General features: G+C 62.9%; 14 protein-coding genes. 9 read left to right on the top strand and 5 right to left on the bottom strand.

The annotated features are described in order from the left end of the window. Positions 1 to 20: 20 nt before the first annotated feature. From AC6CIG_RS03985 to AC6CIG_RS03970, 4 genes are read left to right on the top strand one after another with little or no spacing between them, the layout of a single operon-like run. Entirely contained in the window at positions 21 to 935 is a 915-nt protein-coding gene (locus tag AC6CIG_RS03985; protein ID WP_003532054.1) for an ABC transporter permease, read from the top strand. Positions 936 to 949: 14 nt separating this feature from the next. After that, on the top strand, positions 950 to 1873 hold the full coding sequence (locus AC6CIG_RS03980) for an ABC transporter permease (protein WP_018095901.1): 924 nt from the start codon (positions 950 to 952) through the stop codon (positions 1871 to 1873). Continuing rightward, the gene (locus AC6CIG_RS03975; RefSeq protein ID WP_498322395.1) at positions 1866 to 3512 is read left to right on the top strand and encodes an ABC transporter ATP-binding protein; all 1647 of its coding nucleotides are present in this window, start codon (positions 1866 to 1868) and stop codon (positions 3510 to 3512) included. Before AC6CIG_RS03980 ends, AC6CIG_RS03975 begins: the two co-directional genes overlap by 8 nt. Next, on the top strand, positions 3512 to 4393 hold the full coding sequence (locus AC6CIG_RS03970) for a dihydrodipicolinate synthase family protein (RefSeq protein WP_498322394.1): 882 nt from the start codon (positions 3512 to 3514) through the stop codon (positions 4391 to 4393). Before AC6CIG_RS03975 ends, AC6CIG_RS03970 begins: the two co-directional genes overlap by 1 nt. A 15-nt stretch (positions 4394 to 4408) precedes the next feature. Here AC6CIG_RS03970 and AC6CIG_RS03965 read toward each other — a convergent pair whose 3' ends face one another. After that, positions 4409 to 4903 carry a DUF2243 domain-containing protein gene (locus tag AC6CIG_RS03965; RefSeq protein ID WP_498322393.1) on the bottom strand — a complete coding sequence of 165 codons (495 nt, stop codon included), beginning with the start codon at positions 4901 to 4903 and terminating at the stop codon, positions 4409 to 4411. A 311-nt stretch (positions 4904 to 5214) separates the two neighbouring features. Between AC6CIG_RS03965 and AC6CIG_RS03960 the strand changes: the two genes are divergently transcribed. The 5 genes from AC6CIG_RS03960 (at position 5215) to AC6CIG_RS03940 (ending at position 10769) form a co-directional block, all read left to right on the top strand. Next, positions 5215 to 6141, top strand: coding sequence for an amidohydrolase family protein (locus AC6CIG_RS03960; RefSeq protein ID WP_018095905.1), 927 nt, complete (start codon positions 5215 to 5217; stop codon positions 6139 to 6141). Positions 6142 to 6180: 39 nt separating this feature from the next. Next, entirely contained in the window at positions 6181 to 7122 is a 942-nt protein-coding gene (locus tag AC6CIG_RS03955) for an amidohydrolase family protein (RefSeq protein ID WP_018095906.1), read from the top strand. A gap of 140 nt (positions 7123 to 7262) precedes the next feature. Then, entirely contained in the window at positions 7263 to 8636 is a 1374-nt protein-coding gene (locus AC6CIG_RS03950; protein ID WP_498322391.1) for a UbiD family decarboxylase, read from the top strand. A 30-nt stretch (positions 8637 to 8666) separates the two neighbouring features. Next, entirely contained in the window at positions 8667 to 9299 is a 633-nt protein-coding gene (locus AC6CIG_RS03945) for a UbiX family flavin prenyltransferase (RefSeq protein WP_498322389.1), read from the top strand. A gap of 78 nt (positions 9300 to 9377) precedes the next feature. Next, positions 9378 to 10769, top strand: coding sequence for a nucleobase:cation symporter-2 family protein (locus tag AC6CIG_RS03940; protein ID WP_338284173.1), 1392 nt, complete (start codon positions 9378 to 9380; stop codon positions 10767 to 10769). Positions 10770 to 10978: 209 nt separating this feature from the next. On the opposite strand, the gene AC6CIG_RS03935 is transcribed toward AC6CIG_RS03940, so the two are convergent. The 4 genes from AC6CIG_RS03935 to AC6CIG_RS03920 are packed head-to-tail and all read right to left on the bottom strand — an operon-like array spanning position 10979 to position 15688. Beyond that, positions 10979 to 12028, bottom strand: coding sequence for a CobW family GTP-binding protein (locus tag AC6CIG_RS03935; protein ID WP_127708450.1), 1050 nt, complete (start codon positions 12026 to 12028; stop codon positions 10979 to 10981). Continuing rightward, complete coding sequence (locus AC6CIG_RS03930) at positions 12028 to 14346, bottom strand: xanthine dehydrogenase family protein molybdopterin-binding subunit (protein ID WP_498322387.1); 2319 nt, start codon at positions 14344 to 14346, stop codon at positions 12028 to 12030. The genes AC6CIG_RS03935 and AC6CIG_RS03930 overlap by 1 nt, the downstream gene beginning before the upstream one ends. Then, positions 14343 to 14828, bottom strand: a complete 486-nt coding sequence (locus tag AC6CIG_RS03925) for a (2Fe-2S)-binding protein (protein ID WP_498322385.1) — start codon at positions 14826 to 14828, stop codon at positions 14343 to 14345. The genes AC6CIG_RS03930 and AC6CIG_RS03925 overlap by 4 nt, the downstream gene beginning before the upstream one ends. Continuing rightward, positions 14825 to 15688 (bottom strand): FAD binding domain-containing protein, encoded by an 864-nt coding sequence (locus tag AC6CIG_RS03920; RefSeq protein ID WP_498322383.1) that lies wholly within the window; start codon positions 15686 to 15688, stop codon positions 14825 to 14827. The genes AC6CIG_RS03925 and AC6CIG_RS03920 overlap by 4 nt, the downstream gene beginning before the upstream one ends. Positions 15689 to 15717: the final 29 nt, after the last annotated feature.

The following is a 15717-nucleotide window of genomic DNA, read 5'->3' as shown; positions in this document are numbered from 1 at the left end:
ATGCAAAATCGAGGGCTGCCATGCTCAGATTCATCCGCCAACGTGCGCTCGCAAGCCTGATCTCGCTCATCGGCCTGATCGTCATGGTATTCTTCCTGTCCCGGATGACCGGCGACCCGGCAGCCCTGTTTCTGCCCGTCGAAGCATCCGCCGAGATGAAGGAGCAGTTCCGCGAGCTGCACGGACTGAACGATCCGATCCTCGTCCAGTTCGCCCGTTATGTGGGTGATGTCGTCACCGGCGATCTCGGCGAGTCCCTGCGCAAGGCCCGCCCGGCGCTCGATGTCGTCCTCGAAGCCTTCACCTGGACTCTCTGGCTTGCCGTCATCACGATGACGCTCGTCACGGGAGCGGCGATCGTCGTCGGCTCGCTGGGTGCCTTCCGCTCCGGCGGTTTCTTCGACCGGCTGTCGTCGATGGTCTCGCTCATCGGCGCGTCGGTTCCGGATTTCTGGCTGGCGATCGTCGCCATCGTCATCTTCTCGATCAACTTCGCGATCCTGCCGACATCCGGCACCGGATCGGTCGTGCACTGGATCCTGCCGATCGCGGTTCTCTTCGTCCGCCCCTTCGGCATCATCGTCCAGGTGGTGCGCGGCTCCATGGTCAGCGCGCTGTCCTCGGCCTATGTGAAGACCGCACGGGCAAAGGGCGTGAAGTCCGGGCCGATCATCTTCATCCACGCTCTGCGCAATGCGATGCTGCCCGTCATCACCGTGGTCGGAGACCAGGCGGCAAGCTTGCTTAACGGCGCGGTCGTGGTCGAGACGATCTTCGGCTTTCCCGGCGTCGGCAAGCTCATGATCGATTCCATCCTGCAGCGCGATTTCAACGTGGTGCTGGCGGCGATCCTCGTCACGGCCATTGCGATCTTCCTCATGAACGTGCTGATCGATCTCGCCTATGCGCTGCTCGATCCTCGCATCCGGCACTGAGGAGGCGACGGACCATGACCCTGGCAACCACCGACAATGTCATCGCCGCAGAGCCGTCCTTCCCGGTCCGCATGTTGCGCATGCTGCTGGCGGACAAGTTCGCGCTTTGCGCGGCGATCTTCCTTCTCGTCATCCTCGTCATAGCCGTCATCGGCCCGGCCTGGCTGGGCGACCTGGCGACGAAGCAGAACCTGCGCGGCCGCAATCTGCCGCCATTCGACTGGACCCGCGCCTGGGTCTGGTGGATGGGCGCCGACGCGCTCGGCCGTCCGCTCTTTGCCCGAATCATCGTTGCGGCCCAGAACACCCTGATGGTCGCCGCCGGCGCCGTGATCCTGTCCTCGGTGATCGGCACCGTTCTCGGCCTCATCGCCGGCTTTTCCTCGCCGCGCATGAGCCAGATCATCATGCGTCTCGCCGACGTGATCATGTCCTTCCCGTCTCTGCTGATCGCGGTGATTGTGCTCTATGTGCTCGGCTCCTCGATCCTCAACCTCATGCTGGTGCTCGCCATCACCCGCATTCCGGTCTATCTGCGCACCACGCGGGCCGAAGTGCTGGAGATCCGTGAGCGCATGTTCGTGCAGGCGGCACGGGTCATGGGCGCCTCCAGCAAGCGCATCCTCTTCCGCCACATCCTGCCGGTCGTGCTGCCGACGCTGACGACGCTCGCCACCCTCGATTTCGCCTATGTCATGCTGGCGGAGAGCGCGCTGTCCTTCCTCGGCATCGGCATCCAGCCGCCGGAAATCACCTGGGGCCTGATGATCTCGCAGGGCCGGCAATATCTCACCAATGCCTGGTGGCTCTCCTTCTGGCCCGGCCTGGCCATCATTCTCACCACCATGTCGCTCAACCTGCTGTCCAACTGGATGCGGATCGCGCTCGATCCGGTACAGCGCTGGCGTCTCGAAATGAAGGGCGGCAAAAATGGCTGAACATCTGCTCGAGGTCCGCAACCTCTCCGTCGAGTTCCACACCGCGACGGGCGTGGTCCATGCGGTGAAGTCGATCTCCTATCACCTCGACAAGGGAGAGACCCTCGCGATCCTCGGCGAAAGCGGTTCCGGCAAGTCCGTCTCCTCCTCGGCAATCATGAACCTCATCGACATGCCGCCGGGCCGCATCAGCGCCGGCGAAATCCTGCTCGACGGCAGGGACTTGCTGACAATGCCTGCCGAGGAACGGCGCGAGGTCAACGGCCGCCGGGTCGCCATGATCTTTCAGGATCCGCTCAGCCATCTCAATCCGGTCTACAGCGTCGGCTGGCAGATCTCGGAAGCCATGACCACGCACGGGCTCGCCCGCAGCAAGGCGCGCGAAGAGGCGCTGCGGCTCCTTCGCCGCGTCGGGATTCCCGAGCCCGAGCGGGCAATGCGCAAATATCCGCACGAATTCTCCGGCGGTCAGCGCCAGCGCGTCATGATCGCCATGGCGTTGGCGCTCCGGCCGGACCTCCTGATCGCCGACGAACCGACCACCGCGCTCGACGTGACCGTGCAGGCGGAAGTGCTGAAGCTTCTGAAGGAGCTGCAGCGCGAAACGGGCATGGCGGTGCTGATCATAACCCACGATCTCGGCGTCGTCTCCGAGATCGCCGACCGGGTCGTCGTGATGGAAAAGGGCGCCATCGTCGAAGCGGGAACCGTGCGCGAGATCTACAAGAACCCGCAGCATCCCTATACGCAGAAGCTCATCGCCGCCGCCCCCGGCAAGGGCGCGATGCACGAACCCGGCGCCCGCGCCGAACCCCTGCTCAGCGTGCGCGACGTGCGCAAGACCTACGGCTCCTTCGAAGCGTTGAAGGGCATCTCCTTCGATCTCATGCCCGGCGAGACAATGGCTGTCGTCGGCGAAAGCGGCTCCGGCAAATCGACGCTTGCCCGGGCCCTCTTGCGTCTCGACGAGCCGGATGGCGGCACGGCGCTTTGGAAGGGCCGCGACCTGTTCGCGCTTTCGCCGGCTGAGCTCTACAAGCTCAGGCGCGACCTCCAGATGGTGTTCCAGGACCCGACCCAATCGCTCAACCCGCGCATGACGGTCTACCAGCTGATCTCCGAGGCCTGGGTCATCCATCCGGACATCCTGCCCAAGGCGAAATGGCGTGAACGCGTGGCGGAGCTCCTGGTGCAGGTCGGCCTTTCGGCCGAACACATGAGCCGCTATCCGCACCAGTTTTCAGGCGGCCAGCGCCAGCGAATCGCCATTGCCCGGGCGCTTGCGCTCGAGCCGCAGCTGATCATCTGCGACGAGGCCGTTTCCGCGCTCGACGTCTCCGTCCAGGCGCAGGTGATCGAGCTTCTCGACAGGCTGCGCCGCGAGATGGGGATCGCCTTCATCTTCATCGCCCATGACCTGCCGGTCGTTCGCGATTTCGCCGATTACGTTATGGTCATGCAGCAGGGAGAGGTCGTCGAGCTCGGCACCGTCCGCGAGGTCTTTGATACCCCGCGGCAGGCCTATACCCGCGCCCTTCTCGCGGCCAGCCTCGATCCCGATCCGGATGCAAAGGCCGGCCACCTCGCATCGGTGCCGGCCGGGGCTGCCGACATTCCCATCCCGAAGCGGAGTCACTGATGTCCAAGAAAGCCTTCGTCGCCCTCGTCACCTGCTTCAACGAGGACGAGACCATCAACTACGAGGCGACCCGCGCCCAGGTGCGCCGTCAGGTCGCCGCCGGCAACAATATCATGTGCGCCGGCACCAATGGCGATTTCACTGCGCTCACGCACGCGGAGAAGATCCGGCTCACCGAGGAGGTGGTCGACGAGGTCGGCGGTCGCGTCGATGTCATCGTCAATGCCGGCATGCCCGCGACCTTCGAGACGCTGCAGCTCGCGCGCGCCTTCGACCGCATCGGCGTCAGCGGCATCGCCGTCATCACGCCCTTCTTCATCGCCTGTACGCAGGACGGCCTGATCCGGCACTTCTCGACGGTCGCCGATGCCGTAGAGACCCCCGTCTATCTCTATGACATTCCCTCCCGCACCCAGAACCATATCGAGCCGGAGACGGCTCTGAAGCTTGCCTCGCACGGCAATATCGCCGGGATCAAGGATTCCGGCGGTGCGCAGGATACGCTCGAGGCCTATCTGCAGGTGGCGCGCGAGGTCCCGGGCTTCGAAGTCTATTCCGGGCCCGACCATCTGGTTCTCTGGTCGCTGCAGAACGGTGCGGCCGGCTGTATTTCCGGCCTCGGCAATGCAATGCCGGAGGTGCTCGCCGGCATTCTCAGCGCGTTCAACAACGGGAACATTGCCGAGGCGGAACGCCAGCAGGCACTCTACACCGCCTTCCGCACCGAACTTTACGCCCTCGGCTTCCCGCCGGCCCTGGTCAAGCGCTCGCTTTACCTGCAGGATCGCTCCGTTGGGGCCTCCCGCCAGCCGGCGCTGCTTCCGAGCGAGGAGCAGGACGCAAGCATTCGGGAGATTCTGGTGCGGCACCGGCTGCTGTGAGGCGCCCCCTAGCCGTCATCTCGAAAGCTCTCGTTTACCGGACCTGTACAGGACCCATCCGGCAATCAGCATCAAGGCTCCCCAGAGCAGAAAGCCTGTGTCCCAGTAGACCCACTGGTGGCGCGGCACCGTCTCGTTGACGTGATGCAGGCCGAGGATCTGGTGGTTGACGGTGCCTTCGATCAGGTTGAAGGCACCAAACCCGATGAGGAAGGTACCGGCAACAAGCTTTGCCGACCAAAGCAGGGGCGTCCGCCGCCCACGGCGCCACAGGACGATCAGGCCCAGCACGACGAAGACGTATGTGGCCACATGGAAGAGGCCGTCGAAGAACGTATTCAATCTCAGATTTTCGAGGCTGTCGGGGGGAAAGCCTGCGCTGCTCAACATGTGATGCCACTGCAGCACCTGATGCAGAACGATGCCGTCGAAGAAGCCCCCGAGCCCCAGGCCCAGGAGTATCCCGGCCGCAGCGGGAAAATCTCCGTTTTCTTTTGCGGTGTCGTCCAATATTTGTACTCCGCTCAGCAACCACTCATAGAATGCATTCTTTCGAAATATTTATTAATTGATCAGTTTGATGAAATGTACTTTTCATTCCGCCTAAGCTGTCTTAATATTCTCCACGTCAGTAGAAGCGGTCAGCCGCGTTAGTATCTCACGATACAACATCCGGTCGGGAATTGCTGGCATGCGATCGCGCAGACCGCAGCCCGACGGATCTTTCTGACCTCGCCTTCAGCAAAGTTGACGTCGAACTCCGGGGCGCTTCGCTCACGGACAATCCGTGAATTGGATTGACGGCAACTTTGGAGAGACTGATGATTATCGACATTAGCTGCTACCCGACCAAGATTGTGGATCTGGCCTGGCGGCACGATGGCGAGCCTTTTACAGGTGAGCGCCTCCTCAAGATGATGGACGGCCCTTATTATGTGAACGGGAAGCCGCGCCGCATCGACAAAGCTTTCATCCAGCCCCCGCAGGGCAACACCATTTACACCGACGGCTACGGCGATCTGACCGGCAAGGCGGCGATCCGGGATTACATGTCCTACACCGTCGAGCTCGTTCAGAAATATCCGGACCGCTTCCTCGGCTGTTTCGTCTACAATCCGCGCTACGGCACCCAGAACGGCGCCGAAGAAATCGAGCACCACGCCAAGGAATACGGCTTCAAGATGGTGCAGCTTCAGGCGAACATGCACGCCTACCGCCCCGACCGGGCGCTCGACTGGCTGCGACCCGCGATGCGGAAATGCGCCGATCTCGGCCTCATCGTAAAGGTGCATACCGGCGACGGCCCCTACAGCATCCCGACCGAATTCTATCCGATCATTCGAGAGTTTCCGTCGGTCAATTTCGTCCTCGGGCACTTCGGCGTGCAAACGGGGGGCGTCTATGTCTTCGAGCCGTTCCAGATGGCGATGGATGCGCCGAACATCTATGTCGAATCCGGCTGGTGCCTGCAGTCGCGCATCGTCGAATTCGCCAAGGAGCTGCCGAAGCACAAGATCCTGTTCGGCACCGACACGCCCCCGAACGAGCCCGGAATGTGGCTGCGCCTTCTCGAGGTGCTGTGCCACGAACCGCCCCAGGGGCTGAACCTCGACGAGGATACGCTCGAGGACTACCTCGGCAACAACATCGCCCGGATGATCGGTCTCGATCCGACGCCGCCGCCGCGCAGCCTGGAGGAGGCACAGGCCCGCCTCAAGGGCACCCATGCCAGCCTTCAGCCGGCGTGAGCCTTCCGCACGCGCGTTTCATGAAATCGGAGAAATAGCATGATCATCGATACCCACCTCCACCCGACCAATCTGGTCGACGAGGCATGGCGCCACACCGGCACGCCGTTCACCGGCGAGCGCATGCTGAAACTGATGGACGGACCTTATATGATCAACGGCAAGCCTCGCCGGATCGACATGGGCTTCATCCAGCCGCCGCCCGGCAATACAGGCTATCGCGACGGCAACCGCATGGGCCGCGAAGGCATCCGCGATTACATGGCGTATATCGCCGAACTTTGCCAGAAATACCCGGACCGCTTCATCGGCAACTTCAACTACAATCCCCGCTGGGGGCCGGAAAACGGCGCGGCCGAGCTCGAATTCCATGTCAAGGAATACGGCTTCAAGATGCTGAAGCTGCATGCCAACATGCATGGTTACCGGCCCGACCGGGCCCTCGACTGGCTTCGCCCGGCGATGAAGAAGTGCGCGGAACTCGGAGTGGTCGTGCTCATCCACACCGGTGACGGGCCCTACACCATTCCGACGATGTTCTATCCGATCATTCGCGAGTTCCCGATGGTCAATTTCATCATCGGGCATTTCGGGATCCAGACCGGGGGCAACTACTCGTTCGAGTCTTTCTGGATGGCGATGGACACACCCAACGTCTACTGCGAGTCCGGTTGGTGCTTCCAATCCCGCATCGTCGAATTCGCGAAAGAGCTGCCGAAACACAAGATCGTCTTCGGTACGGACTCGCCGCCAAACGAACCCGGCATGTGGCTGCGCGAGCTCGAGGTTCTCTGCCACGAACCGCCCCACGGCCTCGGGCTTTCCGAGGACGATCTCGAGGGCTATCTCGGCAACAACATCGCCAAGCTCGTCGGCATCGACCCGACGCCTCCGCCACGCAATCTCGAGGAAGCCCAGGCGCGCCTGACCGATACATATGCGGGTCTGAGGCGAGAGGAGCGCCAGCCTACTCCTGCCTGATCGGCCTCGGTCGATCCCCAGTCAGAGCGGGATTCGAGCGGAACATCGCTCGCATTTTCCTCATCCCGCTCCAGGGCAGCGGCTCCCTCCAAGGCCGCTGCCCGCTCATGTGAAGTAACGACACCGCGAAGGGCAGTATTATGGAGTTCGGCAGCCAGGACGTCCGCTACTTTCTCCGGGAATACCAGAAGGCGCATCCCGAAGACGTACTCACCATCGAAGACCGTATCACGGACGACCAGGACGCATCGGCGTTCATCTGGAAGCTCAACCAGCAAGGCCGGGCGCCGCTCCTGCATTTCCGCAACGTCGAGGGCGTCGGCGGCGAAGTGATTGCCAACACCTTCGGATCGCGCGAGCGGATCGCCCGGATGTTCGGGACCTCCCAGGACCGGCTGCACGAAGCCTATCAGGCACGCTCGCGGCAAGCCCTGCCGCCGCGGCTGGCCGACAGCGGACCGGTCACCGAATGCGTGGAAGAGCAAGACATCGATCTAGGCACGCTGCCGATGCTGAAGCACTTCGCGACGGACAGAGCGAAATACATCACCAGCGGCATAATTATCGCCGAGCACCCCGAAACCGGCGCCGGCAATCTCAGCTACCACCGCGCCATGATCCATTCGAAGAACGAGCTGGCGACGAGCCTGCATTCGCGCGGACATCTGTGGCGGCTGCTCAACATGGCCAAGGACCGCGGCGAGAACCTGAAGGTCGCCATGGTCATCGGCGCGCATCCTCTCTTCATGATCGCAGCCTCGGCGCGCCTGGGGTTCGGTGAGGACGAGCGCGACGTCGCCGGCGGCCTAATGGGCGAGCCGCTCGAGGTGGTACGGACGCCGAAATACGGCATCCGGGTTCCGGCCTATGCCGAAATCGTACTGGAAGGGGTGATCGAGCCCGAAACGCAGGTTGCCGAAGGGCCCTTCGGAGAGTTCACGGGCTACTCGTCCGACCGATCGACGAACAATCTGTTTCGCGTCGAGACGTTGCTGCGCCGCAAGGACGCCATCCTTGTCAGCGTCGCCGGCGGCAACTCGTCCGAACATCTCAATCTCGGCCGTGTTCCGCGCGAGGCGGAGATGGTGGAAAAGCTGAAGCAGCGCTTCCCGAGCGTGACGGCAGTCCACTATCCGGCATCCGGCACGCATTTTCACGCCTATGTCGCCCTCAACCAGACGAGACCCGGCGAGGCCCGCCAGATCATGCTCGGACTGCTCGGCTGGGACGCTTATCTGAAGACCGTGATCGCCGTCGATGCCGACGTGGACATAACGCGGGATTCCGACGTGCTTTGGGCCATGTCTGCCCATTTCCAGCCGCACAAGAATGTCGTCATCATCGAAGGGCTGCCCGGCAACGCGCTCGACCCTTCGGCATCCGGTATCGGTACGACGTCCCGCATGGGCCTCGACGCGACCCGCGGGCCTGATTTTCACGGCGTGCTCGCCAGGATCGACGAGGCTGCCTTCGACCGCGCTTCGGCGATTCTCGCGAAATTCGGCCGTCCTTAGAGAAAATGGCGACGCTTGGAGGTGAGAGCGATGAAGGCGGACCGGGAACAGAGAAAGCGGATCATCGTCGGCATCAGCGGCGCCTCCGGCGTGATATACGGCATCCGGCTCCTGGAAATCCTGCGGGATCTGGACATCGAGACGCACCTCGTGATGAGCCGTGCCGCCCAGATCACGCTGGCGATGGAAACGGAATTCAAGGTCGCCGACGTCGAAGCCCTCGCCTGCTGCGTCCATTCCAACAAGGACATCGGCGCCTCGTGCTCCAGCGGTTCTTTCCGCACGCTGGGGATGATCGTTGCACCCTGCTCGATCAAGACCCTGTCGGAAATCGCGAGCGGCGTAACTTCCGGCTTACTGTCTCGGGCGGCGGATGTAACGCTGAAGGAACGCCGCCGGCTGGTTCTCATGCTGCGCGAAACGCCATTGCACATCGGCCATATTCGTTCGATGGCCCAGGCGACGGAGGCGGGGGCGATCATCTGTCCCCCCGTCCCGGCCTTCTATGCCCGTCCGCAGACGCTGGACGAGATGGTCAATCATACCGTGGCACGCGTCCTTGATCTGTTCGATATCGATACCGGGCTCGCACATCGCTGGAGCGGGCGGCGCGCTGCCGTCCCTTCCCGCCCACGTGAAGATATCGAGGTGAAGATGAGGTGAGGAATACCGCCCGTTCGCCGGCCGGAGGAGGGTCGGGGTTCGGCGTCAGGCTCTTGGAAAAATAATGGGAGGAGCGAAATGAATACGGACTCGAAGTGCGATGCTATCGAAGAAATGTTTCCCGCGCCGAAACTGGCGGCGCTCGGCCTGCAGCATGTCCTGGTGATGTATGCCGGTGCCATCGCGGTTCCCCTGATCATCGGCAGCGCGCTGAATCTCTCCAAGGATCAGATCGCCATGCTGATCAGCGCGGATCTCTTCTGCTGCGGCATCGTCACCCTCATCCAGTGTCTCGGCATCTGGAACGTCGGCGCGCGTCTGCCGATTATGATGGGCATCGGCTTTACCGCGGTTCCCCCGATCATCGCCACGGGCACGGATCCGGACCTCGGAATGCCCGGCGTTCTCGGTGCGGTCATCGCATCCGGCGTGTTCACGCTTCTGGCCGCCCCCTATTTCAGCCGCTGGGTTCGCTTCTTCCCGGCGGTGGTCACCGGCACGGTGATGCTGGTCATCGGCCTGTCCCTGATGCGGGTCGGAGTAAACTGGGCGGCGGGTGGTCAACCCATGATAAAGGGCCCGGACGGGCTCATTCCCAATCCGGCCTACGGTCAGCCCTTCGCTCTTGCGGTCGCTGCCATCGTGCTGGTTTCCATTCTCCTGATGACCCGCTTTCTCAAGGGATTTCTCGCGAACCTGGCCGTCCTGTTCGGCATAGGGATCGGATTTGCCATCGCTGTGGCTTTCGGAAAGGTGGATTTCCAAGGGGTTGCCGATGCGAGCTGGATCACGGTCGTGACGCCGTTCGCCTTCGGCATGCCGATATTCGACCTGTGGGCGACGGTTGCGCTCTGCACGGTCATGATCGTCATGATGATCGAAGCGACCGGCCAGATCCTGGCCGTCGGTGACATGGCAGGCCGCACGATCAGCGAAGCCGACCTGGCGCGCGGGCTGCGCACGGATGGTCTCGGCAACATTATCGGCGGGATATTCAACACCTTCACATACACCACATACGCCCAGAATGTGGGCCTGCTCCAGATCACCGGTGTGATGAGCCGCTGGGCGGTTGCAGCGGGCGGCGTGGTGCTGATCCTTCTCGGCTGCCTGCCGAAGATCGCATTCATCACCGCGTCGATACCGAGCTATGTCGTCGGGGGCGCCGCGATCGTGATGTTCGGCATGGTCTCGGCGACGGGCGTCAAGATTCTCGCCCGGGTCAACTTCGTGGACAACCGCCGCAACCTCTACATCGTCGCCGTCAGCGTCGGCCTCGCGATGATCCCGGTCGTCGCGGACAAGATCTTTGCCCAACTGCCGGAGTTCATCGACCGGTTCTTCCACAGCGGCGTTCTCGTCGGAACCTTCTCGGCGGTGCTGCTCAACCTGCTCTTCAACGGCGTTCCTCCGCGCGAGGAGGTGCAGCCGGATTTGGTCGGTGAGGGCGCCATGCGGCATCCCGGCTAGGCGCACCCGCAAGCGAATGCACGGCATGCACTGCCCCCGGCCATGGCCGGGGGCAGTGCGGTTTTATGCAATCAACGGCGGGTGAGGTTACCCCCTTCTGCCCTCGCCTTTCCGGCCGGCTGCGGCAAGTGGGATCCGCTGTTCCCGCTCAAACATGACAAATCCGCCGAAGCCTCCCGGCCTCGGCGGATTGGCGTCATTCCCCCGGATCAATTATCCGTACTGCCCGCCGAGGCAAGGCAAAGCTCCAGCCCTTTTTCCAGCGCCGCCCGGTCGAGGTTGCGGCCGATGAAGACCAGCTTCGTGTAAGGCATGTCCTTCCCCCAGACATGGTCCGGACGGAAGTCCATCAGCTTGTGCACCGCCTGCAGCACGAAGAAACGAGGATCGCCGGCAATCGCTATGATGCCTTTGGTCCGGAAGATGTCGTCGCCTTCCTCCCGAAGCAGGCCCGAGAGATAGTCCGTCAGGCGGCGCTGGTCGAAAGGCCGGTCGAAGACGAAGGATTCCGAGCTGACCGTCGCGTCATGCAGATGATGGTTATGGTGGTGATGATCGTGGTGGTGATGGTGATCGAGGTCGAGCAGCTTTGCGCGTTCGGCGACGTAGGACGGCGCGAAGCCGGAAATGCCGAGAATGCTCGACAGCTCCACCTTGCCGTAGCTCGAGCGTACGATTTCGGCCGTCTGGTTGAGCTTGCGCATGCCGCGCTCGAGCGGAGCGATCTCTCCTTCCGATACGAGGTCGATCTTGTTGATGATGATGCGGTCGGCGGCGACGATCTGGTCGACGGCCTGGTTGTCGCGTCCGTCCAGGACTGGATCGTCGATATGCTGCCCTATGTGCTTGGCATCGACCAGCGTCACGATGCCGTCCAGTGTTACGTGCTTGCCGATTTCATCATCGATGAAGAAAGCCGTCGCGACGGGGGTCGGATCGGCAAGCCCGCTGGTCTCGACCAGGATGTGGTCGAACTTGTCCTTTCGGGCAAGCAGCTTCTGCAGCACCTCTATCAAATCGTTGCGCACATCGACGAAGCAGCAAATGCAGCCGTTCTTCATCTGGTAGATCTCTTCCTCGGAGGCGAGCACGAGATCCGAGTCCACATCCACCTCGCCGAATTCGTTTTCGATCACCGCGATGCGGTGACCGTGTCGTTCCGTCAATATGTGGTTCAAAAGCGTTGTCTTTCCGGCACCGAGGAAGCCGGTCAGGATGGTGACGGGAATTTTGCTGTCCTGAAGGTGGTTGGTCTGCATCACTGCCTCGTTTCGTTGGCTTTGGACTTGAGGGCGTTCAACACTTGCTCCGGCGTTATCGGGTAGTGGTGGAAGCGGACGCCGATGGCGTCGTAGATAGCGTTGGCGATGGCCGGTCCGATCGCGATGATCGGATCCTCCCCGACGCCCTTGGCACCGTAGGGACCGCCGGGATCCGGCGCCGTTTCGAGGATGATGGTGCGGATCGACGGCATGTCCATCGACAAGGGCATCTTGTAATCGACGAAGCTCGGATTGAGGGAACGGCCATCGGTAAGGTCGATGACATAATCCTCGCTGAGGGTGTGGCCGATGCCCTGCTGAATGCCGCCCTCGATCTGTCCGGCCGCGGCGATCGGATGGATGACCCTGCCGATCTCGTGTACCGGCACGACCTCGATAACGGCGACCTCGCCGGTTTCGGTATCCACCTCGACTTCGGCGAAATGGGCGGCGAAGGAGTAGGACTTGGTCGGCATATAGGTGCCTACGCCGACCAGTTGCACCGCCGGCATTCCCCGTTGCGGCCCGACGGCCTCGCAAAGCCGGATGCTGCGGTTCGAGCCGTTGGTGACGACCACGAAACCGTCCCGGATCGCGAGATCCTCGGGCTCGGCCTTGAGCAGGGGCGCGGCGTGTTCGAGCACTTGTCTGCGCACGTCGGCGGCTGCGAGCTGAGCCGCCCGTCCGCCGAGATAGGTCGTGTGGCTGGCGAAGGCGCCGATATCCCAGGGGACGATATCGGTATCCCCTTGGACGACCGAGACGGCCTCGAAGGGCACGCCGAGTTCCTCGGCGACGATCTGCGACAACGCCGTATGCGCGCCGGTGCCGAGGCCGGCGGTGCCGGTGATCAGCGTCACCGTTCCGTCCTCGTTTATCTTCACGATTGCGTTGCCCTGTTCCTTGATACCCGGATAGGCACTGGATCCATGCATTTCGCAGCCGATCCCGATCCCGCGGCGCCTGACGCCTTCCGGCTTCTCTCGCATGCGCAAGTCGTGCCAGTTCGTCTCCTGCATGACGCGGCGGATGCAATCCCCGAGGCCATGTCCGACGATCGGGTGCCCGGAGGGTGCCATGTCGCCCTCGCGTACCGCGTTCATCAGCTTGAACTCGGCCGGATCGAAGCCGAGCTTCTCGGCCGCCTCGTCCATCATGAGGTCGAGCGCATAATATGTCTGAACGACGCCGTAGCCGCGAAAGGCGCCGGCAATCGGCGAATTGGTATAGATGCAGCGGCCTTCCAGCCGCACATTCTCGCAGCGGTAGAGCGAGGTCAGCGCTGCAGTGCCGACATTGGTGACGCCGGGACCGTGCGAGCCGTAGGCGCCGGAGTTGAAGGTGATCCTGGCTTCGCGTGCGACGATCCGGCCGTCTTTGGTGAAGCCCTGCTTCAGCCATATCTTGCCGGGGTGACGCGAGCGGCCGCCGAGGAAGGTTTCCTTGCGGCTGAACTCCATCTTGACCGGCCGCCCCGTCTGCCGCGCAAGCAGGGCGCAGAGGAATTCGTTCTGGAAAAGATCCTGCTTCGCGCCGAAGCCGCCGCCCATGTGATCGACGATAACGCGTACCTTGTTCAGCGGTACGCCGAGCACTTCGGCAAGCGTGCCGCGGACCATGAATGCGCTCTGGGTCGAGGTCCACATGGTGAGTTTGCCGTTGCCGTCCCACTGGCTGACACAGACATTGGGCTCCATATAGGCCGGTGTCGGGCGGCCGAGATCGTATTCGCGCTCGAGGATAAGATCCGCCTCGGCGAAACCCTTGTCGACGTCGCCGCGGGTGACGAAGACCGGCGGCAGCACATGGTTCCGGTCGAGACCGTTCTCATGGATCGGCGGAGCGCCGGGCTCAGATGCGGCTTCGATGGTGAAAAGGCCGGGCAAGGGCTCGTACTCGACCTCGATGAGCGCGACCGCGCGCTCGGCGATTTCCTCGCTGACGGCAGCGACGGCGGCGACGCCCTCGCCCCAGTATCGCACCCTGTCATCGAGAATGTACTGGTCCTTGGTAACGGATGCCGAGCGCGGATGCGGCGAGCCCGCATGCAGGACGCGCGGGACGTCCCGGTGCGTCAGCACCGCCCTGACTCCCTCGAGCGCCAGCGCCTTGCTCGTGTCAATGCTCCTGATGCGCGCATGCGCGATGTTGCTGCGCTTCATCTTGGCATGCAGCATGCCGGGCAAGGCGACGTCGCCTGCATATCTGGCCGTCCCCGTGACCTTCTCCAGCGTATCGGACCGCTTGACGCTCTTGCCCACGACGGTGAAGTCCCGGTCGGACAGGTCTCTGTCGATCCTTTCATAGGTGTTCATAGCGTCCCCGCCTTTCTCAGTTCCTCGGCCGTGGCCCGAACAGCATCGATGATCTTGGTGTAGCCGGTGCATCGGCAGATATTGCCGGCTAGAGCGAAGCGGATTTCGTCCTCGCTCGGGTCCGGGTTTTCGTCGAGCAGCGCCTTGGCCATCATGATGATGCCCGGCGTGCAGAAGCCGCACTGGGCACCGCCGTGCTCCATGAATTTCTGTTGCAGCAGGTGCGGCCGGTCGTAAGCCGGCTGCAGGCCTTCGATGGTCTCGATCGTCGCGCCTTCGGCCTCGACGGCGAGCACCAGACAGGCATTGACCGGCCTTCCGTCCATGATGACCGTGCAGGCACCGCAGTCTCCGACGTCGCAGCCTTTCTTGGTTCCGGTGAGACTGCCTTCGTTGCGCAGCGCGTCGAGCAGCGTACGGTTGGGAGCAACCGCGAGTTCACGGGCCTCGCCGTTGACCGTCATCGAAACGCGCCGGTTCATTGTGCACCTCCCATGGCGTAGCCGATCGCCCGGCGCGTAAGCACGCCGACCATGTCGCGGCGGTAGGCCGCGCTTGCGCGCACATTGCCGATGGGAGTGGCTTCCTGCATTGCGCTTTCCGCAGCCTCGGCCAGCAGCGCCGCGTCGATCGTCCGTCCCCTGAGAAGGTCCTCGGTCCTGCGGGCGCGGATCACGGTCGGCGCCACGGCGCCGAGCGCGATGCGGATGTCCGAGCAGTGCCCGGCGGCGTGTTCGATGCTGACGGCAACGCCGACGGTCGCGAGTTCCATCGCCTTGCGGCGGCCGTGCTTGATGTAGGCGCGGCCGCTCGTTGGGCGGGGCACCGGCAGGGATATGCCGGTGACGATATCTCCGGGCGAAAGAACAGTCCGGCCGGGACCGGTGAAGAAGTCCTCGAGCAGAACGGTCCGCTCGGTGCCTCCATTATAGACGGTCAGGCTGGCGCCGTCGGCGATCAGGGGCGGGATCGTATCCGCCGAGGGCGAGGCGCGACAGATGTTGCCGACCACGGTCGCCCGGTTGCGCACCTGCACCGAGCCGAGGAGGCTTACCGCCTTGGCGAGGTTCGGATAGTTGCCGATGACATGCGGCGAGGTCTCTATCTCCCGGACCGTCACCAGCGCGCCAAAGCGAAGCCCGGCGGCCGGATCATAGGTAAAATCCCTCAGGTTCTGGATCTTCTTGATGTTGACGACGTGAAGGACGCTGCGAAGCTCCTCCTTCATCTCGACCAGCAGATCGGTGCCGCCCGCGATGATGCTGGCATCCTTGCCCAGCCGCCTCAGCAGATCGCTGGCCTCCGCCAGGCTTGCCGGCTCGTAATATTCGAACGGTTTCATGCATTCCTCCTCCCAAAAAACAGCGGTCG

It is taken from the genome of Sinorhizobium sp. GQ132, from assembly GCF_059758575.1.
This window is presented reverse-complemented; position numbering and strand designations above follow the sequence as displayed.